This window comes from Cupriavidus nantongensis (genome assembly GCF_001598055.1).
Taxonomy (GTDB): Bacteria; Pseudomonadota; Gammaproteobacteria; order Burkholderiales; family Burkholderiaceae; genus Cupriavidus; species Cupriavidus nantongensis.
The window spans coordinates 4,051,210-4,074,965 of the sequence record NZ_CP014844.1; the positions used below are offsets into that span (position 1 = coordinate 4,051,210).

Below are 23,756 nucleotides of genomic sequence, written 5' to 3' on the forward strand. Positions count from 1 at the left end.
TTCCGGCCTCAATGCTTGATGTTCTGTTCGTGCAGCCCGCACTCTTTCGAGTCCTTGGACTCCCACCACCAACGTCCCGCGCGCACGTCCTCGCCCGCGCGTACCGCGCGCGTACACGGCTCGCAGCCGATGCTGGGATAGCCCTTGGCGTGCAGGTCGTTGAGCGGCACCTGGTGGCGCTTCAGGTAGGCCCACACTTCAGCCTCGCTCCAGTCCGCCAGCGGGTTGAACTTGGGGATGCCGCGGGCTTCGTCCAGTTCTTCGAACGGCAGCTCGGCGCGGGTCACGGCCTGCTCGCGGCGCTGGCCGGTCAGCCAGGCGTCGGCGTGCGACAGCGCGCGGTTGAGCGGCTCGACCTTGCGGATGCCGCAGCATGACTTGCGCGCGTCGATGCTGTCATAGAAGCCGTTTAGCCCGTGCTTCTTCAGGTAGTTCTCGACCGCCTCGGCATCCGGCGTGAACTGCTCGATGGTGTAGCCGTAGTGCGCCTGCACCTTGTCCAGCACCGCCAGGGTTTCGGCGTGCAGGCGCCCGGTCTGCAGCGTGAACACGCGGATGCCCGCGCGCACGGCTTCGCTGCCGCGCAGGATCGCGTCGGTCAGCACCATGTCCTCGGCAGCCAGGCTCGAGGCAAAGCGCGCGCGAAAGAAGCGGCCGGCGATGCCTGCGAGGCGCTCGGCCAGCTCGCGCTCCTTCTGCTCCAGCGCTTCGATGCTGCCGGTGTACTCGGGCGCGACCCACAGCGCGGGCGGCCGCAGCGCGGATGCCGCGCCGGCCTCGACCACGGGGATTTCGCTCAGCACGGTGCTCATGCCGTTTCCTTCGGCTGCGCACCGACCTCGGCGCGCGCGCGGCGGAACAGCGGCAGCGGCTCGTCGACCGACGCCTGGTAGGTCACGGTGAACTCGGTAAAGCCCTTGATCGCGTCGTCGATGCTCTTGTCCGCACGCACCGCGAAGGCATCGAAGCCGCAGCGCTTCATGAAGTTGAGCTGGTCGCGCAGCACGTCGCCAATCGCGCGCAGCTGCCCTTGCCACTGGTAGCGGGTGCGCAGCAGGTAGGCGGTGGAGAAGCCGCGACCGTCGCGGAACACCGGGAAGTCGACCGCCACCAGCGAGACCCGCTCGAAGTATGCGGCGGCATCGCCCGGCTCGTCTTCCGGCGCCAGCCACACGCCGGTGCGGGCCGCATCGCGGCCGGCCAGCAGCGCTTCATTGGCCTTCCACACCGACAGCGGGAACAGGACAGCATCCTGGCTTTGCACGGCAGCGGTGATGCGCTCTTCGGTCAGCGGCTGCTCTTCCGTGGCACGCAGCACGGTCCAGTTGTCTTCGACGATCACCGGGGTGACGTTGGCACTGCCGGTTGCATCCTGGCGTTGCAGTTGAATGATCTTTGCCATGTTCAGTCTCCGGTCCTCAGGCTTCGGCGCGCTCGCGCGGCTGCTTGTCTGCGTAGACACGCTCCTTGAACGGGGCGATGCCAATGCGGGACAGGGTTTCGATAAAGCGTTCGTCCTCGATGCGGTTGGCGACGAAGGTGTCGATGATGCGGCTCACCACGTCGGGCATTTCCTCGGCGCTGAACGACGGGCCGATCACCTTGCCGAGCGCGGTCTGGTTGCCCTGCGCACCGCCCAGCGTGACCTGGTACCACTCGGACCCGTCCTTGTCGACGCCCAGCACGCCGATATTGCCGACGTGGTGATGGCCGCAGGCGTTGATGCAGCCTGAGATGTTCAGCGAGATCTCGCCCAGGTCGTAGACGTAGTCGAGGTCGTCGAAGCGGTCCTGGATCGCCTGCGCGATCGGGATCGACTTGGCGTTGGCGAGCGAGCAGAAGTCGCCGCCGGGGCAGGCGATGATGTCGGTCAGCAGGCCGATGTTGGGCGTCGCCAGGCCGGCCTTCTTCGCCAGCTGCCACAGCGCGTACAGGTCCTGCTTCTTCACGTCAGGCAGCACCAGGTTCTGCTCGTGCGCGACGCGCAGCTCGCCGAAGCCGAACTGGTCGGCCAGGTCCGCCACGGCTTCCATCTGCGCATCGGTGGCGTCTCCCGGGGGCGAAGCCACGCCCGGCTTGGTCGACAGCGTCACTGCGGCGTAGCCGGGCACCTTGTGGCCGTGCACGCTGCGGCTGACCCAGCGCGCGAAGGCCTTGTCCTCGAGCAGGTGCTTTTCGTACGAGGCGTCGGTATCGGCCAGCTTTTCATACGCCGGCGGCGTAAAGTACTGCGCCACGCGGTCGAACTCGGCCTGCGTCAGCGTGGCCGGGCCGTCCTTGCTGTGCTGCCATTCTTCCTCGACTTCCTGCGCGAACTTGTCGGCGCCGATGGCCTTCACCAGGATCTTGATGCGGGCCTTGTACTTGTTGTCGCGGCGGCCATAGCGGTTGTACACGCGGATCGCCGACTCGATGTAGGTCAGCATGTGCTGCCACGGCAGGTCGTCCTTGATGATCGTGCCCAGGATCGGGGTACGGCCGAGGCCGCCGCCGGCCAGGATGCGCAGGCGCGTTTCGCCGTCGGCATTCTTGTAGGCGTAGACGCCGATGTCGTGCATCTGCACCACGGCGCGGTCGTCCTTCGAAGCCGAGATCGCGATCTTGAACTTGCGCGGCAGGAAGGCGAATTCCGGCTGGAACGTGCTCCACTGGCGCAGCAGCTCGGCCAGCACGCGCGGGTCCACCGACTCGTCCGGCGCCACGCCGGCGAAGTGGTCGGTGGTGATGTTGCGCACGCAGTTGCCCGAGGTCTGGATCGCATGCATCTCGACGCTGGCCAGCTCGGCCAGCACGTCGGGCACGCGCTCCAGTTCCATCCAGTTGTACTGGATGTTCTGGCGGGTCGAGAAATGACCGTAGCCGCGGTCGTATTCGCGCGCGATATGGGCCAGCTTGCGCAGCTGCTTCGACGACAGCAGGCCGTACGGGATCGCCACGCGCAGCATGTAGGCGTGACGCTGCATGTACAGGCCGTTCTGCAGCCGCAGCGGCAGGAATTCTTCCTCGGTCAGCTCGTCCGACAGGCGGCGGCGCACCTGGTCACGGAACTGGGCGACGCGCTCGGCGACGATGCGCTGGTCATATTGGTCGTACTGATACATGGCGGGGTCCGTTCAGTATTCGTTAAATTCAGGAGACGAGCTTGATGGCGACGAGCGTCAGCGTCGTCGCCAGGGCGGCGCGCACCAGCCGCTCGGGCAGCGCCCGCGACAGTTGCGCGCCCAGCCAGATGCCGGGGATCGAACCCACCAGCAGCGCCAGCAGCAAATTCCAGTCGACGGTGCCGAGCCATACGTGGCCCAGCCCGGCCAGCGCCGTCAGCGGGACGGCGTAGGCAATGTCGGTGCCGGCCACTTCGGCCGGCTTCATGTGGGGATACAGCAGCAGGATCAGCGTGGCGCCGACCGCGCCGGCGCCGATCGACGAGACCGTGACCAGCACTCCGATCACCGCGCCGACGATGATGGTGGCAACCACCTGCCTGCGGCCATGCAGCTGGAAGCGCGGGTTGCGTTCCAGCCAGGCCAGCATCTGGCGGCGGAACAGCAGCGACAGCACCGTCAGCAGCACCGACACGCCGATGGTTACGCGGATCGCATGCAGCCACCGGCCGTCGAGTTCGCCGGCGCTCTTCAGTACCAGGATGGCGGCCACCGCCGCCGGCAGGCTGCCGATGCAAAGGCGCCGCACCACCTGCCACTGCACGTGGCCGTGGGCGCGATGCGCGATGGTGCCGAAACCCTTGGTAATGGCGGCGAAGGCCAGGTCGGTGCCGACCGCGGTGGCCGGCGAGAAGCCGAACAGCAGCGTCAGCAGCGGCGTCATCAGCGAGCCCCCTCCCACGCCGGTCAGGCCGACGAGGACGCCTACGAACAGACCGGAAACGGTATAGGCCAGGGACATGGGGGACTCGGTGTGGCGTGGCCCGCGGATCTCGCCGGGGAAGTGGCCGCGGCGGGAAGGCGCACCGAGGGCAGGCCGTTCATTAACAAAGTTCGAGAATCGTAATAAACTGGCCTCATACCTCAAACTAATAAGAAGTTGTTTGTTTATACGACCTCAGATATATGAACTTGCACCAGTTTCGCTTCGTGCGGGAAGCCGTCCGGCAGAACTACAACCTGACCGAGGCCGCTAAAGCGCTCTATACATCACAGCCCGGCGTATCCAAGGCCATCATCGAGCTGGAAGAAGAACTGGGCGTCGATATCTTCACGCGCCACGGCAAGCGGATCCGCAGCCTGACCGAGCCTGGCCGCCGCATCCTCACCTCGGTCGAGAAGATCCTGCAGGAGGTGGAAAGCCTGAAACGCGTCGGCATGGACTATGCGGCACAGGACCAGGGCAACTTCACCATCGCCACCACGCACACGCAGGCGCGCTATGCGCTGCCGCGCGTGATCAGCGAGTTCACCAAGCGCTATCCCAAGGTGCGGCTGTCGATCCAGCAGGGCAACCCGGCCCAGATCGCCGACATGCTGCTGCATGACCAGGCCGATATCGGCATCGCCACCGAAGGCATCTCCAGCGACAAGAACCTGGTGTCGCTGCCGGGCTACCAGTGGACCCATATGGTGATTACGCCGCCCGAGCACCCGCTGCTGGACAAGAAGCACCTGGCGCTGGAAGACCTGATGGACTACCCGCTGATCACCTACGATGCCAACTTCGCCGGGCGCACCAAGATCGACAAGGCCTTCGCGCTGCGCCACCTGGTGCCCGACATCGTGCTCGAGGCCATCGACGCGGACGTGATCAAGACCTACGTGGAAATCGGGCTGGGCGTGGGCATCGTCGCCGGCGTCGCCTATGATGCCGAGCGCGACCGCAACCTGCGCGGGATTGCCGCCGGGCACCTGTTCGGCAGCAATGTGACCCACCTGGCAGTCAAGCAGGGGGCCTACCTGCGCAGCTTTGTCTACACCTTCATCGAACTGTTCTCGCCGACGCTCAACCGCAAGCTGGTCGAGCAGGCCATGTCCGGCGAACACGAAGCCTACGAACTCTGAGGCGGCACCGCTGCCGCCCCGCTCTATATAAGAAGCCAATCCACGATGCTGCCTATCCCAATCTGCTGTCCGGAGGTCCTGTGAGCGACCTGCCCCGCATCCACTGGACCGAAAACGGCGTCGAGCACAGCGCCGCCTGGCGCTCCGAGGCCGGCCTGCCGCCGCCGCGGCGCGTGGTCGTCGCCGACGACACCACCAGCGCCGACAGCGCCTACCGCCTTGCCTGCGAAGGGACCGCGCTGCTGTGGCGGGGCGATTTCCAGAACGCGCGCCAGCTGCTGAACGCGCTGGCCCGCCGCACCGAGCGCAAGCCCAAGAAGGCGAGCCGCCCTGGGCACAAGGCCCGGGACAAGGGCCAGGCCGCGTCGCCCACCGAAGCCTTCCACCTGCACCGGCTGGCGCAGTCGCAGCGCGCGCGCACGCTCGGCATGCTGCTGCTGCCGTTCGAGGCCGGCCACCAGATCCCGCTGCGCCGCGCGCCCGATGTGCACGAAGCGTGCGAACAGGTCTACGGCCCGGCCAGCGAGCCCTACGTGGCCTCGCTGCGCGAGCTGCTGGGCATGATCGGCGCGTTCGAGTGGCGCAGGAAGGGCGTCGAGATCCCGGCGCTGGAAGACCGCATCCACCCGTGGTACGGCGTGTTCTCGCCGGTGCGCGGCGAGTACATCGACCTGGTCGCGGCCGAGCCGCTGCCGGCCAAGACGCTGGCCTTCGATATCGGCACCGGCACCGGCGTGCTGGCCGCGGTGCTGGCCCGGCGCGGCGTGCAGCGCGTGGTGGCGACCGACCAGGACCCGCGCGCGCTGGCTTGCGCGCGCGACAACATCGCCCGGCTCGGCTACGCCGCACAGGTCGAGGTGATCGAGGCCGACCTGTTCCCCGCCGGCCGGGCGCCGCTGGTGGTTTGCAACCCGCCGTGGGTGCCGGCACGGCCCAGCTCGCCGGTCGAGCGCGCCGTCTATGACCCCGACAGCGCCATGCTGCGCGGCTTCCTGCAAGGGCTGGCCGATCACCTCGAACCCGGTGGCGAGGGCTGGCTGCTGCTGTCCGACCTGGCCGAGCACCTTGGCCTGCGCCAGCGCGACGAACTGGCGGGCTGGATCGAGGCGGCCGGGCTGAAGGTGCTGGGCCGCTCCGACATCCGCCCGCGCCACCCGCGCGCGACCGATGCTGCCGACCCGCTGCACGCGGCGCGCTCGGCCGAAGTGACCTCGCTCTGGCGCCTGGGCGTGCGCTGACATCGCTGCCGCGGGGCACAGTGCCCCGCCGGCCGAGTTCGGCTATCCTTTCCCGTCACATATAAGAACGGAGGAGACCATGCTGAAGCTGCCCCTGCGCCCCCTGCTGCTGGCTGGCGCAATGTTCCTGGCCGGCGCCGCCCATGCCGACATCCGCGTCGGCATCGACGTGTCCACCACCGGGCCGGCCGCCTCGATCGGCATCCCGTCGAAGAACACCGTGCTGATGTGGCCGCAGACGCTGGGCGGCCAGAAGGCGCACTACATCATCCTGGACGACGGCACCGATCCGGCCGCCGCGGTGCGCAACGTGCGCAAGCTGATCTCCGAGGAGAAGGTCGACGTGATCGTCGGCCCCAACATCACGCCCACCGCGATCGCCGCGCTCGACGCCGTGGCCGAGGGCGAGACCCCGATGGTGGCGCTGGCCGCCTCGGCCGCCATCGTCGAGCCGCAGACCGACGCCAAGCGCCGCTGGGCCTTCAAGATGCCGCAGAACGACTCGCACATGGCCACCGTGCTGACCGAGTACATGAGCAACCACGGCGTGCGGACAGTCGGCTTTATCGGCTTTGCCGACGCCTACGGCGAAAGCTGGTGGCGCGAGTTCTCGAAGCTGGCCGAACTGCGCAAGATCCGCGTGGTGGCCAGCGAGCGCTTCTCGCGCAACGACACCTCGGTCACCGGGCAGGTGCTCAAGCTGATGGCGGCCAACCCGGACGCGATCCTGATCGCCGGCGCCGGCACGCCGTCGGTGCTGCCGCAGAAGACGCTGGGCGAGCGCGGCTACAAGGGCAAGGTCTACCAGACCCACGGCATTGCGACCTGGGACTTCCTGCGCATGGGCGGCAAGGATGTCGAGGGCACGCTGTTCCCGACCGGGCCGGTGGTGGTCGCGCGCCAGCTGCCCGACAGCCATCCGGTGCGCAAGGTCGCGCTGGACTTCGTCAATCGTTACGAAGCAAAGTACGGCGCCGACAGCGTGACACAGTTCGCCGGCGATGCCTGGGGCGCGTGGATGCTGCTCGACGACGCCGCCCGCCGCGCGCTCAGGAGCGGCGCCCAGCCCGGCACGCGCGAGTTCCGCGCGGCCCTGCGCGACGCGCTGGAAACCACCACCAATCTCACCATCCCCAATGGCGTGATGAACCTGAACCCGAAGGACCACCAGGGCTTCGACCAGCGTTCGCGCGTGATGGGGGTGATCCGCAACGGCAAGTTTGCCTATGCGGGCGACAAGTAGCCCGCCGCATCGACGCATCAAGGCAACCACGCATCACCAAAGGAAGCATGGCATGAGCACCACTCCCACCCCCGTCACCGTCGCCTTTATCGGCCTGGGCGCCATGGGCTCGCACATGGTGCGCCACCTGCTGGCCGCCGGCCACACCGTGCGCGCCTTCGTGCGCCGCCCGGAAGCGGCCGAGGCCGCGCGCGCGCTGGGGGCCGAACCGTTCTTCACGCCCGCCGAGGCGGCGCGCGGCGCCAGCGTGGTCTTCACCAACGTGACCTCGTCCGAAGACGTGCGCGAGGTCCTGCTGGGCGCGCAGGGCGTGATCCACGGGGCCGCGCCCGGCACCATCTGCATCGACCACAGCACCATCTCGCCCATCGTCACGCGCGAGATCGCCGCGGCGCTGGCCGCGCGCGGCATCGAGGCGCTCGACTGCCCGGTCTCGGGCGGCACCATGGGCGCCGAGGCCGGCACGCTGACCATCATGGTCGGCGGCAAGGCCGAGATGCTGGAACGCGTGCGCCCGCTGCTGCAGCGGCTCGGCCAGACCATCACCCATATCGGCGACCACGGCGCCGGCCAGGTCGCCAAGCTGTGCAACCAGATCGCCCAGGTGGTCAATATCGAAGGCATTGCCGAGGCGATGCGTTTTGCCGCGGCGCAGAACGTCGACACTGGCCGCGTGTTCGAGGCCATGGCGACCGGCATGGCTGGCAGCCGCATGCTCGACCTGATGGGCCCCAAGATGGTGGCGCGCAACTTTGCCGCCGGCATCGAGGCGCGGCTGCACGACAAGGACTTCGGGCTGGCGCGCGACATCGCCGAGGAAATCGGCCTGGAGCTGCCGGCGATGCAGGCCACCTCGGCGCAACTGCGCACGCTGATGGAGAAAGGCTGGGGCAAGGACGATACCTCGTCGCTGCTGCGCGTGCTGGAGGGCTGAGGCCCGATGCGCGCCGGCGGCTCAGCGCGCCATGAGCCGCAGCACCGCCTGCGTCAGCGCCCCGTCCGCGCTGGCCAGGCTGTCCAGCACATTGAAGTGATGGCAGTCGGGCAGCACCAGGTCGCTCGCCGCCGGATGCGCCACCTTGGCCGGCCACGCCGCGCGGATCAGCGCATGCTGGCGGTGGTATTCGGCCGCCTCCAGCTCGCCCACCGCAATCGCCAGCGGCGCTTCGTCGGCCGGCGCCATGTACGCGGGCGACAGCCGCGCGACATCGGCTTCCGACAGCTGCAGGTCGCACTGCAGGAAGGCCGCGCGCCGCAGCGGCTCCAGGTCGTACAGCCCGCTCACCGAGAGCCCGCCGCGGACCAGCGCTGCAGGCAGGTCGGCAGCGAACTGCGGCCAGCGCGCGGCCATCAGCATCGCCACCAGGTGGCCGCCCACCGAATGCCCCGCCACGTAGAGCCGCTGCGGGTCATGGCCGAGACGGTCCGCCTGCCGGTACAGCCAGGCCACGCTGCGCAGCACCTGCCGCACGATCTCCGGCACCGTCGCCGCCGGCACCAGCGTGTAGTTGACCACCGCCACCGACACCCCCAGCGCCGGCAGCGCGCCGGCGACGAAGCTGTGGTCGTGCTTGTCCAGCGCGCGGTAATAGCCGCCGTGCACGAACACCAGCAGCGGCGGCAAGGCGCCGTTGGCGCGCTGCGCGGGAAAGTAGTCCAGGGTCTCTCCGGAAGCGTGGCGCAAGTCCGGGCGCGAGTCCGGCCCGGCATAGCTCAGGTCCGCCAGGTACTGGCCGCGCGCGCGCACCTGCGCGGACCACTGCGCCCAGCGCGCCAGATGCGCCGGGTTGTCCGGCACATTGGCGCGGTTGTTGTACTCGCGGTCATAGAAGGCGGGGTCCTGCGAAGGCAGGCTGGCAAGGCGCGCAAGCAAGTCTGGATCGGTCATGGCGGTCGGGGTCGGCACAATCGGTACGGTTGGCGGCGCAAGGCTGGACGCCATGCTACCGGATTTGCGCGACCCCGAACCGCCCCGGCGCCGGTTGTCCGGTGGCTGGATTTGCGGCATAATCCCCGGCTCAGCCCGGCATCGGTTCCGATGCCGTCACACCTGCCCGGGTGGTGAAACAGGTAGACGCAGGGGACTCAAAATCCCCCGCCGCAAGGCGTGTCGGTTCGAGTCCGACCCCGGGCACCAATACGCTATAAACCCTTGATTCACAAGGGAACTCCACCAACGGTCGTTGACCGTCAACCGCGCGACCAATCAGGCTTTTCCGCAATTTTTCCGCAGATTCAACAACAGCGGAGCCTTGATCTTACCTTGGGTTTAGAAATGCAAATGCCGCGACTGATGCGCGGCACCACCAGAAGCCGACCAAGCTGGACTCTATTTCGACAGCGGATGCTTGCCGGCCTCGTACCACTTCAGGTTGCCGACATCCAGCGCATCGATCTTTCCGTCCAGCCATTGGACAGTGATCGTGCCGCGCGACCCGCTGTAGCAACCGTCTTTCGCCTGATGACCAAAGGTCATGCGCGCAACCTGCGGCTCTTCCAAACCCCGTCCAGCGCGGTGGCCTTCTGGACAGGGAATATCCGTAAGGTAAATCGAGTCGGCAAGTCGATCAGCTTTGGTGTATTCCGCGATGAGGCGTTTTCTGAGGTACTCCCAGCGACCAATCTTTCCTTCCATTAGGCTGGGATTTCGCTGCAAGTACTCTGGCGCGTCATCACCAGCATGGGCTTTGCCGCTCGCACGCGGTGTGGACGACTCAGGCGAACCACCGCCCCATTGCAAGATGGCGCATTTTTGCGTGATTGGGCCGCCCATGGCCCTCGCTTCAGCGCACGCCTGCGCAGGTGTCTGGAGCGGCCTGCCGTACGGGTCAAAGGCTGGCGGCTGGGCAAATGCAGGCGTGTGGAAGAATGCGCTGAAAATCACTGCTATTAAAACAGGACGACTGCTCATCTAAGGCTCCTGTGGACTAGAACGCGATGCCGGCAAGCATGTATGTGATTTATAGATTACCTTTTATAGGCCGACATGTGCGGCGAGCAAGCCGTCCGTGCCTTTACCTTCGCCGCGCCTCTGCCTGGGCCTTCTTCATCGCAGCCTCGCCGTTCAGGGCCTTGGCCAGCGCATCCACCGAGTAGGCATCAAACTGGATCATGGCATCCTCCGCCGAGTAGTCCGCCTGTAGCTCCTTCAGGGTGGCCAGACCGTTTGATATGAGCGTTGCGATGACAGGCGGCAAACCCTCGGCCTGTGGCACAGGCACCTCAGAAAGAAATCGCGTGGGCACTCTCAATTCCTTGCGGCCATCCAGGAAGCCGAAGTTCATGTCATAGATTTTCCGCAACAGCGCATCCAGCACGACGTGGGCATTGAAGTACCGCAACGGATCGGCCACGTGAGCATTGACCGCCGCGCGGCTGTCCAACTGGATCCACCGCCCATCCACTAGCACAGCGGCCTGGGCCTGCCGCAGCGCAGCTACAGGCGTCTTGTTCTCGCCACCACCCTTCTCGCTGAACGCCTCAAAGGCCGCGAGTTGGGTGGCGCGATACGTCTTGCCGATCAGGTCAAACTCTTCTGTCTTACGCATCGCGCCTTGCTCCTTAGTATTTCAGGCCATTGTTGGCCTGGTTCACGATGTCCTTCACGGCAGTGCGCAACTCACTAGTGATCGTCCTTTCGAGGCTGTACTGGTCCACACTCCCGTTCGAGCCGCCCGTCACGTTAACCACAACTGCGCCCTCCCCGATGGTGATGCTTCGATTCCCTTCCTTTGCAGCGGCCATGGCACCCGGCCCGTAGTTCTGCGCGTTTTGCAGGAACTGGTAGGTGCCCATCATCTGCTTTTGCAACTCAGCTCTCTGGAGCGGGTTGATCAACGGGTTCTTGGCTTGATTCAAGAGCGTCTGCGCGCTGTTCAAGGCGCCGGCAATCAGGTTGCCTTGAGCGAATTGGACATCGCCCTTCGTCACATCACCCTGAAGAAGTTGATTCACCGGCACGTGCAGTTGTGCGGCCAGCTTCTTCATGAACTCCATGCGCTGGATCGACTCGCGCGATTCGCCCACAGGCGCCTGACCGCGACCACCGCGATCAATCGTGCGGCCCTCTCCGCTGACTTGCACCGGATGCTTGTAGCTCGGGTCGGTCGCAATGTCGTAACGCGAGCCAAATTGGCCAGGATTCGGAGCCTGCGCGGCCTGCACGCCGCTGATGGAGACGTTCTTGCTCAGCACCTTGCCCGGATAGGCGTTGGTGTTCACGCCCCAGCCGCTGCGCTTGTACCCTCCGTGGTACATCTTCAGGGCCGTATCAACATCGCCCTTCGCATCCTTAATGTACTGAGCCAGCAGCTTCGCGCCGCCCATGATGTTCTGGCGCGGGTCGAAGCCATCTGTGATGCCCAGCGATTTGTGGTTGGCCGGCATGACCTGCATGAGCCCTTGCGCGCCCTCGCTGCTCACAGCCTTCGGGTTAAAGCCTGATTCCTGAGCGATGACCTTCTTGATCAACAACGGATCAAGGTCGTTGGCCTTCGCTGCGTCCTTGATGATGGCATCGTACGTGTCGTTGTTGATGGGCTTTCCCTTCGGCTGGGTCACGGGCTGGACTTGCGCGGCGGACGACTGGGCCGCGCCATTCAAGTCACGCTGTTGCTTCGCTTGGTCGAACCCGATGCGCCCTTCAGAAGCCGCGCCGTGCTGCTTCGATTCGTTGCCTGAAGTGCTCAGGCCCGCCGCACGGCCTACCTCACCAGCCCATGCGGCAATTGCCTGTTGCTCATCAATGGATTGGGAGAAGTCCTGGACGGCCTGGGAAAAGTTGTTGATGTTCAGGTTCTCTTGAGCCAAGTTCTGGTATTGCTGACGGGCCACCGCACCTTGGCGCTCCTTCTCCTCTTTTCCCAAGCCATCGAGGATGTTGACGTACTTGTCGAATGCCTCGCCAAAGCCCTTCTTGACGCCTTCCAGCCCGCCTTTGAGCAGTTCAGGCAGGTTGTGGATGACGTCGTTCAAGGCCATGCCAGCGGCAAGCGTACGGTTGATGCCCTTGTCCATGATGTCGAGACCACCACGCACCATGTCTTCCAGCCAGTCCGCAGCCTTCGCGGTCAATTCGGCCACAGCCGCAAGAGCCGGTGCAAACTCGTCGCCCAGCATCGTGCCGGCTCTATCCAGTTCAGCGCTGATGGTGCCCATGGCAGCGGTGTAGCGTCGCGCGGCATCAATGGTCTGGGCCTTGCGCTTCGCTTCAACATCGGACATCTCCGTTACCTTCATCGTCTCAGCGGTAAGGGCCTTGATACCTTGCAGATACTGCGCATCGATCCCGAGCAATTCCAGCTTTGCCGCGCCCTCCTCGTCCGTCATGGTCTTGAGCTTTTCGCTCAGTTGCATGAGGGCATCGTCCGCGCTGGTGATCTTGCCGGCCTTGTTGGTGACGTTGATGCCTGCCGAACGCAGCTTGAGATTCTCCACGCCCTGCCGCGACGGGTCGGCATATGCAGCGGCCACCTGCCCACCAAGATTGCGCAGAAGGTCTTGCGTGCCCTCGCGCGTAATCAGACCGCCAGACGACTTGCTTAGGCCACGCGCCAGGTTCTCAGCACCCAGAATGGACGTGCCAGTCTTGAGACCCAGGTCAGCTTGCTCCTGATATTCGCGGATGGACTTCTGCGCCAGCTTCAACGCGCCCACGATTGTTCCGATTGCAGCAGCGGCCACAGCGGCACTTGGAGCAATCGCCCGGAGCGCGCCAGCCATCCCTGAGCCCTCTGCCGCCGCGCCCTTCATCGCCTTGCGCACAGCTTCGGCCTTCTCCGTCAGACGACCCAGCGCGGGATGGCTCGTGCCGATCTTGCCCAGAGTGCTGGAGAGCTCATCGCCACTCTCGTTGGCCTTGGATACGCGCTCGTTGAGCTTCTCCAGCCGTGTGATGGAGTCGCGCAACTCCACGGTGTACTGCAATACAAATTTGTCGAGTTCATCAGCCATGGCGCCCTCCCTTATGCGTTGGCCTTGTCTTGCGCTTCATCGAGCGCGGCCTGCAAACCCGCAACGGATTTGCCAGCCATGCCATTAATAAGTAGCGCGGAGATAGCTGCCATCACTTCAGCCGCGACCTGCCGGCCCGCTTCACCCCAGTACTGTTCGACTACCAGCGGCACATGAACCGGGATTTCGTTCTGGCGCAGAACCTCGTTGAGTACGTGCTCCAGTTCATTGGCTCCAGGCAATTGATCGTTGATCGCCCTCTCCGAGCTCAGCGGAATGATGGTCTCCTCGTCATGCTGCACGGAGACATAAGACAGCACGCGTACAGCGAAAGCGCGGCGCAATTGGCTGTCCTCTGCCGCGCCAGTGCCCTTCAGGCCGTTCATCATGACCTTTATGGCTTGGTCGCGGATTTCGTAACCATCCAGCGCCGGGATGCGTTCGATGTTGACCCGCACATCCTCGCCCTTAATCTTGATGGTGGTGAACATATCGGTCGTTTGGTTCATGCTTTCCTGCTCCTGTGAAGTTGAAGATTGAAATGGATCGGTAGGTGGACGGTGGACTTATCGGAATCGAACGGTGTTCGCGCGGCGGTTGACGCGTGAGTCAAACAACCGGACTTCTTCGGCCAACTCCTTTGCGCGCGCCAGCGACATGCACTGAGCCAAGGCCGCAACATCGGCGTAGTACTGCGCGTCAGGGTCGTGCGGCTTTGCCGTGAGAGCGGTGTAGAGGGCATCGGTGGGATGCAGCCGCGCATCGGTGAATTGCATATTCAGGCGAATATGCCGCGTGTCGTTGACCGGCTCGCCGCCGTTCTCGATCAGGAACGCACCGTCAGCCAGTTCCAGCACGCGGCCATCTTCGTAGCGGACGTACAGAGACACACGGCCATCGGAGCCAGCGCGCGGTGGCATCGGCATATGCGTGTTGAAGACGGCCAGCAGATTGGTGAGGTCTTCGCGCCGCGATACACGGTTCAGAAGCAGCGAGACACGGACGCTGCCGAGGCCGCGGCGCTCGACAGGGCCACCGTTGACACGGATGACTACGTTGCGCGTGATGTCGGATGCGATGGCGTCCGGGCAATCCGGCACGCCTCCTGCGAAGGAAGAGATGCCAAACCCTTTCGGGAACAGCACCGGATGAATCATGAAGGCTTCGGTGTTCGCACCGCTGATGATGTGCTTGTTCATTTGCTCTGCTCCTGAAAGTCGGTTATTTGGTTGCCGCGCGTGCCCTGCGGCGGATGCGCTTGGGATTCCGCATCTCGACCTTGTGGATGCCTTCGATAGCGGACAGAAGGCCATCGGCCAACTCGTTGAGGGTGCGGCGCGCTTCTTCATCGGTCGTGGCGTCAAACGCCTGCACAACCATCCTCGCGGCCTGCACGACAGATTCCAGATGCGCCCTGGCCTGCGAGCCCGCCTCAGCGCGGGAAAGGATGGTGTCGGTGACTGTGATGCCGCGCTCGATGGACTCGCGCTTGAGGTCATCGAAGAATGATTCGCTGAGATTCAGCTTCAAAGGCTTTTGCCCCTTCAGCCCAGCGACATGCGAATTACTGACAGCCATTTATTAATCCTTTGTCGAATACCCTATGGATTAATTCTCCGTTTTATATGGCTCCGCCGATACGTTCACTGGTACAAAAAGGGTAATTTGGCCCCGCACACTCGCGCGCTACATGGAGGCGCCGTTACGATAGGTCTGGACGCGCTGTTTCATGCGCGAGAGGTTTGCCGCGCGGACATCCTCACTTTTCTCGAAAAAGTGACAGTCAAATTTGCGATGACTTTTGCGCAGGGAATGGCTGGTGGTGCAGCGTTGCAGTGGCGCTACGGAGATGGGATGAACACTCCTGCGGTGTAGCGCGATAAAAGGCACGGCGCTACTATTAATCAACTGGCCGCGACAGACAGCGCGGCTGGAGAAATCACAGAAAGGCACCGATTCACGCCCACTCGTTGGGCGCTGAGTCCGGTGCCTTTCGTCGTTTTGGAGCGTGAAATGGAAGTCAGATACAGGATGTTTGAGCGCGATGCGGATGCAGTGACCGTCGCGGCGGAACGGCTGGGCGTGAGTGCTTCGGCCTTGATTCGCGCGTTTGCCCGCCACTTGGGGAATGGAGGCTCACTGAACTTCGACCCGAAGCTGGGCGCGGTTCACATCGGCAGGCCGCGCAAGAACAGGGAGTCCCGTCAATGAACGCAGCAGGCAAAGAAAAACCCGCTGTGGACGCAGCGGGTTCGGAACAGACAAGCAAGCAAACAGAAGGTACTACGGGAGGAATTATGCAATCGAGCAGTGAAGAAGTAAAAGAGGTGCATGTGTCCAAGCGCTACAAGCAGGTCCATCGGCAAATGCGGGAGGACGAAGCCAAAAAAGCGATGGATGATGATGACATCGGGCTTCCGATGAAGGACGCCGGAATCAGCGACGAAGCCAAAGAGGCCGAGGCCCGCACCAAGCAGGCCGTGTTGCGCCTCGCAGAAAACAAGGCCCGTGCCGATGAAATGATTGCTCAGGCGCGGAAGGAGCCAGACCTGAAGAAGCGAGCCAAGGCCCTCGTTGCGCTGCAGGCCATCAACTTCCCGGAAGTGAAGGCGATGGCTAATGGCTACGCTACGCAACCGCTGCACTCACACCCGAACTATTGGGCAGTATTCAGCGCGTTGTTTGGTGATGAACTGCCAGCACGACCGCACTTCGACTCGTTCCGAGGCCAATCCATCATTGCCGACAGCAGCAATGACAATGAAATCAAGGTCATCAACGGCAACTACTCTGTCGTTGAGCTCACAATGGCAATGTCGGCCACAGGGTTGACCGGCCTCAAAGCTCCTGAGGTTCGCGCCGCCCTTCTCGAATATACCAAAGGGGCAGAGCGCAACAGCCTCCAGGAACGCATCAAGGAGAAGATGCCTGAGTGGGATGGCGTGGAGCGCATGAATGTTGAACTCATCAACCTGTTCAAGTGCTTCGACACGCCGCTGAATCGTGACTTCGGACGCTACTTCTGGCTGTCGCTCTACAGCCGCATGATGTACCCTGGCGCATTCGCTCCTATGGTTCTGTCGCTGTTCGGCGCTCAGGGCTCAGGCAAGTCATACATGTCCAAGTTGATCTGCGAGGAGGTGACAGGCAACCCCAGAGTGGAGCCCACGGACGTTGACATGTCCGAGAATGGCAAGGAGTTCATCCGGAAAATCACCGGCACCAGCGTTATCGCCAATATCGGTGAGATGGTTGGTATGGCGCGCGGCGATCTGAACAAGATCAAGACGTTCGTCACGCGCACGGCAGATACGCTGGATCACAAGTATGCAGCGCCAATCCAGCAGCCGCGACAGTGGGTCATTGTTCTGGACGGCAACAAGTACGAAGGCTTGCAACGTGACGATACCGGCAACCGTCGCTTCTACCCGATCTTCTGCGGCCAGCTTCAAGACGAGAATGGGCAGCATAAGTGGGACCTAAATTTCAAGGTGAATTACGAAGGATTCCGCGAACGATTCTGGCAGATCATGGCCGAGTGCAAGGCGTGGATCGAGTCCCACGATGAAGGCGTTGGGATGATGAAGGATAGTGACTTCTTGCAGCACATCGGCTATCGCAAATTTGTGGACAGCGTGATTGTTCAGGTTCAGGAGTTCAGCCGCGAAGAGATGGCGCGCGGCAGCGGCGTGATTGCAGACCCCGTCCTGGATACTTACCTCATCCCTGCGATTGCCGAGTGCAACCGACAAGGCAAGCTGAAGTATCGCAAGGGCGGCAAGTTCGGCTCCGGAGACTTCATCAAGTCGGCCGACCTCATCCGTGTGCTTGCGGCCATGACTCGTGAGGTGCCGAAGGAGGAGCGACTGAAGCCGCGCATGGCCGCACTCGGTGCTCCGTTCACCAATGGGCCGGGCGGATTTATTGATGGCTGCGGCGCGTACTTCTGGAAAGACCAGCCAAAGGGCACGGCACTTAAACTGATTGAAAGCGATCACGATGGACAAGACGAAGACCACAACACTGACTATGAAGGCATTGCGGCTGATAACCGTGGTGGATTTTGAATTAATTTAAATCTCTTTAGCTCGGCGCGGTGTGATCTGAATAGGTCCGCCGCGCTTTTTATTGGCAGAATTTCGAAACAAGGGGGGTGAGAGATAGGCCGCGCCCCTTGTTTTTCGACATTAAATATCGTTTGTAATAACGTACTTAAGACTTGTCGCGAGCGATTTAAGTGATTAAGTGGGTGCAGTTTTAAACCCTTTCCTAACGGGGGGGGTACTATCGCCGCCCGGAAAAAGATAGAGTTCTTAATGCGAACGTGTACGCTTCACTTAATACTTTTCTTAATAACTCCCACTTAACCCACTTAACCACTTAAAGACATAGGAAAGCCTTACAGGATAAGGGATAGCGGTTAGTGGGCCTTAAAGTGGGCGCGGCAATCCAACTTCTCATCCACTTGACCACAGAGGCGCGGCAAAACAGCCAAGTTTCATCATGGGTCATCCGACCCACAAGCCGTGCGGCTTGACCGCTCACCATCAGAACACCACGCGGCAAGCCTAAAACCGCATCGCGGCAACCTGCACCACAGCCGTCCAACCGAAGGGCGCGGCAGACGGACGGCACGCCATGCGACAGACGCACGACAGCGAACACTGCCACCAGCGTGACGCTCTCGTAGGCCGTCCATATACTCAGGCCAACAAGTACACCGCAAGCGAGTAGATCATGAGCCAGCCGACCATCCTGGCAATCCATTTTGCCGATGAGGACTTCCTCAAAGACAACGAATACTTTGTTGACCGATACGTTGGCCTGCGCGTGCGCGGCCACAGCCAGCACGCCGCATTCCGCCGAGTGTTCGGCGCCGACAATATCGACAACTACACCCAGCACCGCATCGACAATCTGGAGTCCACCGACTTCTACAACGACAAGTTTGATGCGGCGGTCAAGTCCACGCCGGTCGACCAAATACTCAACGAGCGGATTGCGCTGGTGGAGCTCATGTCGGTGTATCGGAATCCCTTGATGAAGGAGACTGCACGGCTGGGCGCCCTGCGCGATGCGATGGTGCTGACCGGCATCACCGAGATTGACGAGAACGGCAAGACCCGCAAAGCCGGTCGCGCCCTGTCGGACTTCTACAACACCGAGGGCCTGGTGTATCCGCCTGCGGCCCCCGCCGCCGCACCTGACCCGGACGCCCCCAAGCCTCCAACCCTACAGTAACGCCATCACCGGCCCACGAGGACACACAGCGCTGGCCTCGCGGCGTCCGGATGGGCCGCTAGTAGTCCGCTGCTCCCAGGCCCGCTAGACATTGGTTCTAGCGGGCTTTGTTTTGTCCGGGCGGCGCGGCCTGTTTAGGCGGCTCACTCAGCGGCTCCAGCCTCGTTGCGGCACTCATCGGCCAGCCGCCACTCCTTCTCATCGGGCCGCTTGATCCACAAGTCCCGCCACGCATTCCTGCTCGTGCCTGCAATGGTGTTCGCCAGGCTTCCGGGCGAGATGGATTTGCCGTTGTAGATGATCTCATCGCCCTCCACCTTCGCGTACGAGTAGACACCCTTGTACTGCATCCGGATTTCCGTTCCCTCGGGCAGAAACAGGCTTTTCCACTGATAGCCACGTGTACTGCTCTCCGTCAGAAGCTCCGGCTTCCAACTTGCATTGTCGAGCCAGTACTCAATCGCTTCGCTGACCACAAGCACCGGGTTGCGTGGATCGCGGTTGCTGCGCAAGAAGTCCGCCAAGGTGAGGAACAAGTCACTGTCTACCGGGATTGAGATTTGCGTTTTCATGCTTGACTCTACGTTTGTTTGCGTGAACTGACTGTACACAACGCCTGCCGGAGATGTCAAGCAAATAAACGGAAGAAAACGGAGGAACGAGTTTGCGCAGTGCAGACGCGGTCTTCCCGGTTCGATTTCGGTACGCCCGTGCCGTACTGGCGCGGCCTCAGTTCGGATATGTGCAAAACAGACCCTAACAGTACCGTTATAATCGAACCACCCTAACAGTACCGACAGGAGAGCCACCATGTTTGTTCGCGCATACCTTCGTGCATCGACTGACGCGCAAGACGCCAAGCGCGCAAAGGGCGATTTGCAATCCTTTGCAAAGGAGCGCGGCCTGCGTATCGCATCGTGGTACGTGGAGAACGAGTCAGGCGCAACCATCAATCGCCCGGAGCTAAAACGACTGCTGAACGATAGCCACCCAGGCGATGTTCTGCTGGTTGAGCAAGTGGATCGGCTGTCGCGACTGAACAAGGCCGACTGGGACGAGTTGAAGAGCATCATCAAGACCAAGCGCGTGCGAGTCGTGGCCCTTGACCTTCCCACGTCGCACCGCCTTGCGGCTGAGTCCGATGACTTCGAAGGCCGCATGCTTGATGCGATCAACGACATGATGCTGGACATGCTCGCCGCGATTGCCCGCAAGGATTATGACGACCGGCGCAGGCGGCAAGCCCAGGGCATCGAGAAGGCAAAGGAGTCCGGCAAGTACAAAGGCCGCAAGCCCGATGATAAGAAGCGGTTGCAAATTCGCCGCTTACTCAACGCTAGTACTCCGTGGAGTGAAATTGTCGAAACGCTCAGCACATCCCGCTCCACCATCCTCTCTGTCAAGCAAGAGATGGACGCGGAGAAGGCACAGGAGGCCGCTTGACGCCATGTACGTAGTCCGCTCCCAGGCGTGTCCATAGATTAGATGGCTTTGACACTAGCACCCATCAAGAACCATGGACGTATTCGCCTGGATGGCTCACGCAATCACCGAGCCATCCCTCATCATTGACATTGCGGCTGTTGACAAGGGCCTCTCTGCACTCCCCTTAGGTGCGTATGGAATGCGGCCTTGCAAAGATGAGCAGCAATGCGCAATAAAGTCAAAGGATGGGCTGGCGCGTGTCAAGGAGCGCGGCGGACTGGCCTCCAACTCGCTCGGTGTTGCGGCATCTTGGCACAACACCAACGTTGCGGCCTCGCGGCTGATCCGTGATCAGGTCACCATCACGGTGGACGGCGCCACCACCGTCCACAAATCCGTTCGCAGCGCCTTCCAACACTTCGGGCTGCCTGACAGCAAGCACATCCGTTTCCGAGTTCGCTTGAAGCGCGAACGCACTGCCGTCTTCGAACACGAAGGCAAGGCATACCACTTTGCGCTTGAGGCGGACCAGCCTGCGCAATGTCCGTAGGCCGCGAACACAAGCGCCCATAGAATCGATTCAGGCGGCAATAAGCCCATCCAATAGGGCGCCCAACAGATAATCCCTGCGGAGTTCATCCGGTTTCCTTCAAGGTCTCTTATGCGCATCGCATGGGCCGTCTGTGCGCAACGCAAACCTTCCAAGGAAACTACTCGATGACTCCATCCAAGCGCCAGCGAGCAAAACGCGCGGCTGAGTACAGAAACCAGAACCGCGCAGACCAGCAAACCTCACCGAGCAAGGAAGAGCCGCGCAGCCCCATGGACAAGCTGCTGGACGAGGCGGTGAAGCTGGCTGCGGCGCGCTTGGCCGTCTACATCATCGCCTGCATCAAGGCCGCCCTGCTCACATACCCTGACCCAGCGGCTGTCCAGCATGCGGTGCTGCTACTCGATGCGCTCAAGGACTTTCGCAAAGGGAATCGCCTGATTCAAACCGATTTGAGAAATGGACATTAGCGCGGCTGAGTCCGCGCTTTATTTTGCCTGTCGAACGGTACAAATTACCCGTTTTGTACCAGTGAACGTATCGGCCATCCACACAGGCTCCGATAATTAATCCCATGGACGCGGCGATTTTATCAATAGGCAGCGCCAATTTCTTTAATTCATTATCAGGAGCCTCAAACCATGGACAAACAGCAACTCTTTGCGATCCGCACATTCCACAAAGACGCCAGGTACCACGGCATTGCTCTGGATGCGGACCAGTTCACGAGCGGTGTGGCCGTGCGCTTCTTCGCTGGTGTCGAGGCTGCGCAACGCTATGCCCGCCTGCGCATCGTTGGCGTGCCGCGCGGCAAGGCATTCCGCACCGCATTCGGTGGCCCCTTCATCGGCCATCCGGACTCCATCGAGCGAGCCGCTGCAGCCTTCGAGGAAGGCGTGCTGTTCGACCGTGCACTGTCCAACGCGGCCCGTGAATTCCGCGATCGCTTCCTGGAGCGGTTCTGGGCCTATGCCGATAAGTGCAACAGAGACATCTTCGAGCTGGAATCAATGATGAAGGACGAGATTGCCATTTGCACGAAGGCAGCGCACGAAGATGGTAACCCGATCTTGCCGTTGGAGTATCCCGAGCACCTACGCAAACAGGACGCCGACAAAGTGGATCAACTTGTCCATTGCATCTCAGTGCGCCCCACTCAAGAATTCTTGGCCGGCATGCGCGGCCATAACACGACCAGCTCCGAAGCCATCCAGTACTTCTGATCAACGACCAAACTCAACGGAGAACTGAATCGCCCCGGGTTTTGCGGAGGCTCTCACTCTTGAGAGAATGCGAGCCATGAGCAAGAACAACGCAAACAAGTTTTCCCCGGAAGTGCGCGAGCGCGCCGTGCGCCTGGTGCAGGAGTCGCGCGGCGAGTACCCGTCGCTGTGGGTGGCGGTCGAGTCCATCGCGCCCAAGATCGGCTGCTCGGCGCAGACGCTGCTGACCTGGGTCAAGCGCCACGAAGTCGACAGCGGACAGCGCGAAGGCGTCACCACCAGCGAGCGAGAACGCATCAAGGAGTTGGAGCGGGAGAACCGAGAGCTGCGCCGCGCCAACGACATCCTGCGCACTGCCAGCGCTTTTTTCGCGCAGGCGGAGCTCGACCGCAAGCTGAAGTCGTAAACACCTACATCGACCGGCACCGGGAGGTTTACGGGGTCGAGCCGATCTGCAAGGTGTTGCAGGTTGCCTCGTCGGCCTATCGGCGCCATGCCGCACGGCTGCGTGATCCGTCACGGCGCAGCGACCGTGCGCGTCGTGATGAACGGCTCATGCCGCAAGTCCAGCGAGTGTGGCAGGAGAACCATCGCGTCTACGGCGCCGACAAGGTCTGGCGGCAACTGAACCGCGAGGGCGTGACGGTTGCCCGCTGCACGGTCGAGCGATTGATGCGCGCCCAGGGACTGCAAGGTGTGCGGCGCGGCAAGCGGCTGCGAACGACCATCGCTGACGACGCCGCCAGTCGCCCGGTGGATCGCGTCAACCGGCAGTTCCGGGCCGACCGTCCCAATCAGCTCTGGGTCTCGGACTTCACCTACGTCTCGACATGGCAGGGTTGGCTGTACGTGGCCTTCGTCGTCGACGTCTACGCCAGGCGCATCGTCGGCTGGCGCGTGAGCAAATCCATGACGACGGACTTCGTGCTCGATGCGCTGGAGCAGGCCCTATACGCTCGCCAGCCTGGCAACGACGGTTCTCTGACCCACCACTCCGATAGGGGATCGCAGTACGTCAGCATCCGCTATAGCGAACGCCTGGCCGAAGCCGGCATCGAGCCGTCGGTCGGCAGCCGTGGCGACAGTTACGACAACGCCTTGGCCGAGACGATCAATGGCTTGTACAAGGCCGAGCTGATCCATCGCCGCGCGCCTTGGAAAACCAGGGAATCCGTCGAACTGGCAACACTGGAATGGGTCGCTTGGTTCAACCATAAGCGCCTGCACTCATCCATCGGCTATATCCCGCCCGCCGAGGCTGAGGCAAACTACTACAACCAACTCGGCAAAACCGCCGACGAGGCCGTTTTACTTTAACCAAACAGCCTCCGCGAAAACCGGGGCGATTCAAACAGATCATGAGCAACAAGACTCGCCGCACCATCCATGCCGTCCGTGACACCGCCGAGCAAGGCGCGCTGGAAGGCGCCACTCAAGAGCGCACCGACCACCAAACCGGAGCCAATACCGGCCCGGTCGAGGGCAAGCAGCGCGCCGCGAAAGCCCTGCCCAGTGCTGACGTTGTCAATGGCCTCGCTGCTGAGGTGCGAGCCGTCACGGAGCGCATTGCAAAGCTCACTGAGCAGCGCCGCGCGGCAAAGGTCGCAGACAAGGTCACTGGCATCCAACCCATCAAACCCAGCGTGAAGCCCTCCACCACGCCGCAACCCAGCGAGTCGAGCGCGGCCATGGAGGAGTACCTGAGCACCGATGATGAAGCCAAGCAGCGCGCTGCGGCGGATGCGGCAATTCATCGCCAGAACGTTCAGCGCCTCAAGGACATCGAGTTTGCGCGTTACCAGATGAACGCAGGCCGCGCGCTGGACAGCACCGATCTGTCCGCGCTGATCGAGGGCTGAGTGCCATACGAGCAAG

At 62.6% G+C, this 23,756-nt stretch carries 25 protein-coding genes, 1 tRNA gene and 1 other annotated feature; of the genes, 14 read left to right on the forward strand and 12 right to left on the reverse strand.

The genetic code is table 11. From position 1 onward, the window contains the following. Positions 1–8: 8 nt before the first annotated feature. Genes A2G96_RS18725 through A2G96_RS18740 form a run of 4 tightly spaced genes read right to left on the reverse strand, consistent with a single transcriptional unit; the run spans position 9 to position 3,903 of the window. A complete protein-coding gene (locus tag A2G96_RS18725; RefSeq protein ID WP_062801573.1) occupies positions 9–812 on the reverse strand; it encodes a phosphoadenylyl-sulfate reductase in 804 nt (267 codons plus the stop codon). Then, positions 809–1,402 (reverse strand): DUF934 domain-containing protein, encoded by a 594-nt coding sequence (locus A2G96_RS18730; protein WP_062801574.1) that lies wholly within the window; start codon positions 1,400–1,402, stop codon positions 809–811. Before A2G96_RS18730 ends, A2G96_RS18725 begins: the two co-directional genes overlap by 4 nt. Before the next feature lie 16 nt (positions 1,403–1,418). Further along, the gene (locus tag A2G96_RS18735) at positions 1,419–3,101 is read right to left on the reverse strand and encodes a nitrite/sulfite reductase (protein WP_062801575.1); all 1,683 of its coding nucleotides are present in this window, start codon (positions 3,099–3,101) and stop codon (positions 1,419–1,421) included. A 28-nt stretch (positions 3,102–3,129) separates the two neighbouring features. Continuing rightward, positions 3,130–3,903 (reverse strand): sulfite exporter TauE/SafE family protein, encoded by a 774-nt coding sequence (locus A2G96_RS18740; protein ID WP_062801576.1) that lies wholly within the window; start codon positions 3,901–3,903, stop codon positions 3,130–3,132. A 164-nt stretch (positions 3,904–4,067) separates the two neighbouring features. Here A2G96_RS18740 and A2G96_RS18745 point away from each other — a divergent pair, with 164 nt between their 5' ends. The 4 genes from A2G96_RS18745 to A2G96_RS18760 all read left to right on the forward strand — a co-directional run bounded on the left by A2G96_RS18745 (position 4,068) and on the right by A2G96_RS18760 (position 8,424). Continuing rightward, positions 4,068–5,009, forward strand: a complete 942-nt coding sequence (locus tag A2G96_RS18745; RefSeq protein ID WP_062801577.1) for a CysB family HTH-type transcriptional regulator — start codon at positions 4,068–4,070, stop codon at positions 5,007–5,009. Between the two features lie 80 nt (positions 5,010–5,089). After that, a complete protein-coding gene (locus A2G96_RS18750) occupies positions 5,090–6,247 on the forward strand; it encodes a methyltransferase (protein WP_062801578.1) in 1,158 nt (385 codons plus the stop codon). Between the two features lie 79 nt (positions 6,248–6,326). After that, positions 6,327–7,490 carry an ABC transporter substrate-binding protein gene (locus A2G96_RS18755; protein WP_062801579.1) on the forward strand — a complete coding sequence of 388 codons (1,164 nt, stop codon included), beginning with the start codon at positions 6,327–6,329 and terminating at the stop codon, positions 7,488–7,490. Beyond that, the gene (locus A2G96_RS18760; RefSeq protein ID WP_261340461.1) at positions 7,474–8,424 is read left to right on the forward strand and encodes an NAD(P)-dependent oxidoreductase; all 951 of its coding nucleotides are present in this window, start codon (positions 7,474–7,476) and stop codon (positions 8,422–8,424) included. Before A2G96_RS18755 ends, A2G96_RS18760 begins: the two co-directional genes overlap by 17 nt. 21 nt (positions 8,425–8,445) lie before the next feature. On the opposite strand, the gene A2G96_RS18765 is transcribed toward A2G96_RS18760, so the two are convergent. Next, on the reverse strand, positions 8,446–9,378 hold the full coding sequence (locus A2G96_RS18765; protein WP_062801581.1) for an alpha/beta hydrolase: 933 nt from the start codon (positions 9,376–9,378) through the stop codon (positions 8,446–8,448). Positions 9,379–9,542: 164 nt separating this feature from the next. Between A2G96_RS18765 and A2G96_RS18770 the strand changes: the two genes are divergently transcribed. Further along, a tRNA-Leu gene (locus A2G96_RS18770) sits at positions 9,543–9,627 on the forward strand. 192 nt (positions 9,628–9,819) lie between these two features. Here the strand turns inward: A2G96_RS18770 and A2G96_RS33410 are convergent. From A2G96_RS33410 to A2G96_RS18795, 6 genes are all read right to left on the reverse strand, one after another. Beyond that, on the reverse strand, positions 9,820–10,401 hold the full coding sequence (locus tag A2G96_RS33410; protein ID WP_150124177.1) for a hypothetical protein: 582 nt from the start codon (positions 10,399–10,401) through the stop codon (positions 9,820–9,822). Between the two features lie 103 nt (positions 10,402–10,504). Further along, complete coding sequence (locus A2G96_RS18775) at positions 10,505–11,038, reverse strand: hypothetical protein (protein ID WP_062801582.1); 534 nt, start codon at positions 11,036–11,038, stop codon at positions 10,505–10,507. 13 nt (positions 11,039–11,051) lie between these two features. Then, entirely contained in the window at positions 11,052–13,442 is a 2,391-nt protein-coding gene (locus A2G96_RS18780) for a lytic transglycosylase domain-containing protein (protein WP_062801583.1), read from the reverse strand. A gap of 11 nt (positions 13,443–13,453) precedes the next feature. Beyond that, complete coding sequence (locus A2G96_RS18785; RefSeq protein WP_062801584.1) at positions 13,454–13,951, reverse strand: hypothetical protein; 498 nt, start codon at positions 13,949–13,951, stop codon at positions 13,454–13,456. Positions 13,952–14,008: 57 nt separating this feature from the next. Further along, entirely contained in the window at positions 14,009–14,641 is a 633-nt protein-coding gene (locus A2G96_RS18790; RefSeq protein WP_062801585.1) for a hypothetical protein, read from the reverse strand. Positions 14,642–14,663: 22 nt separating this feature from the next. Next, complete coding sequence (locus A2G96_RS18795) at positions 14,664–15,020, reverse strand: hypothetical protein (protein WP_062801586.1); 357 nt, start codon at positions 15,018–15,020, stop codon at positions 14,664–14,666. Between the two features lie 435 nt (positions 15,021–15,455). Between A2G96_RS18795 and A2G96_RS18800 the strand changes: the two genes are divergently transcribed. The 3 genes from A2G96_RS18800 (at position 15,456) to A2G96_RS18810 (ending at position 18,683) form a co-directional block, all read left to right on the forward strand. Further along, the gene (locus tag A2G96_RS18800) at positions 15,456–15,653 is read left to right on the forward strand and encodes a hypothetical protein (RefSeq protein WP_062801587.1); all 198 of its coding nucleotides are present in this window, start codon (positions 15,456–15,458) and stop codon (positions 15,651–15,653) included. After that, positions 15,650–17,509, forward strand: a complete 1,860-nt coding sequence (locus A2G96_RS18805) for a VapE domain-containing protein (RefSeq protein ID WP_082819007.1) — start codon at positions 15,650–15,652, stop codon at positions 17,507–17,509. Before A2G96_RS18800 ends, A2G96_RS18805 begins: the two co-directional genes overlap by 4 nt. Positions 17,510–18,179: 670 nt before the next feature. Beyond that, positions 18,180–18,683, forward strand: coding sequence for a hypothetical protein (locus A2G96_RS18810; protein ID WP_062801589.1), 504 nt, complete (start codon positions 18,180–18,182; stop codon positions 18,681–18,683). Between the two features lie 143 nt (positions 18,684–18,826). On the opposite strand, the gene A2G96_RS18815 is transcribed toward A2G96_RS18810, so the two are convergent. Further along, complete coding sequence (locus tag A2G96_RS18815) at positions 18,827–19,255, reverse strand: hypothetical protein (protein ID WP_062801590.1); 429 nt, start codon at positions 19,253–19,255, stop codon at positions 18,827–18,829. 238 nt (positions 19,256–19,493) lie between these two features. Between A2G96_RS18815 and A2G96_RS18820 the strand changes: the two genes are divergently transcribed. From A2G96_RS18820 to A2G96_RS18850, 6 genes are all read left to right on the forward strand, one after another. Beyond that, positions 19,494–20,126, forward strand: a complete 633-nt coding sequence (locus A2G96_RS18820) for a recombinase family protein (RefSeq protein WP_062801591.1) — start codon at positions 19,494–19,496, stop codon at positions 20,124–20,126. A 73-nt stretch (positions 20,127–20,199) separates the two neighbouring features. Further along, complete coding sequence (locus A2G96_RS18825) at positions 20,200–20,658, forward strand: hypothetical protein (protein ID WP_062801592.1); 459 nt, start codon at positions 20,200–20,202, stop codon at positions 20,656–20,658. A gap of 167 nt (positions 20,659–20,825) precedes the next feature. Further along, positions 20,826–21,128 carry a hypothetical protein gene (locus tag A2G96_RS18830; RefSeq protein WP_150124178.1) on the forward strand — a complete coding sequence of 101 codons (303 nt, stop codon included), beginning with the start codon at positions 20,826–20,828 and terminating at the stop codon, positions 21,126–21,128. Between the two features lie 171 nt (positions 21,129–21,299). Next, complete coding sequence (locus tag A2G96_RS18835) at positions 21,300–21,881, forward strand: hypothetical protein (RefSeq protein WP_062801594.1); 582 nt, start codon at positions 21,300–21,302, stop codon at positions 21,879–21,881. Between the two features lie 67 nt (positions 21,882–21,948). Then, positions 21,949–23,198, forward strand: a protein-coding gene (locus A2G96_RS18845; RefSeq protein ID WP_085960508.1) for an IS3-like element ISRme15 family transposase whose coding sequence is annotated in 2 segments (ribosomal slippage) — positions 21,949–22,243 and positions 22,243–23,198 — 1,251 coding nt in all. Because the reading frame shifts where the segments join, the coding sequence is not laid out codon by codon here. Next, positions 22,242–22,358, forward strand: a sequence feature (AL1L pseudoknot). Its footprint overlaps the gene before it by 117 nt. 41 nt (positions 23,199–23,239) lie before the next feature. After that, on the forward strand, positions 23,240–23,740 hold the full coding sequence (locus A2G96_RS18850) for a hypothetical protein (protein WP_062801595.1): 501 nt from the start codon (positions 23,240–23,242) through the stop codon (positions 23,738–23,740). Positions 23,741–23,756 lie beyond the last annotated feature (16 nt).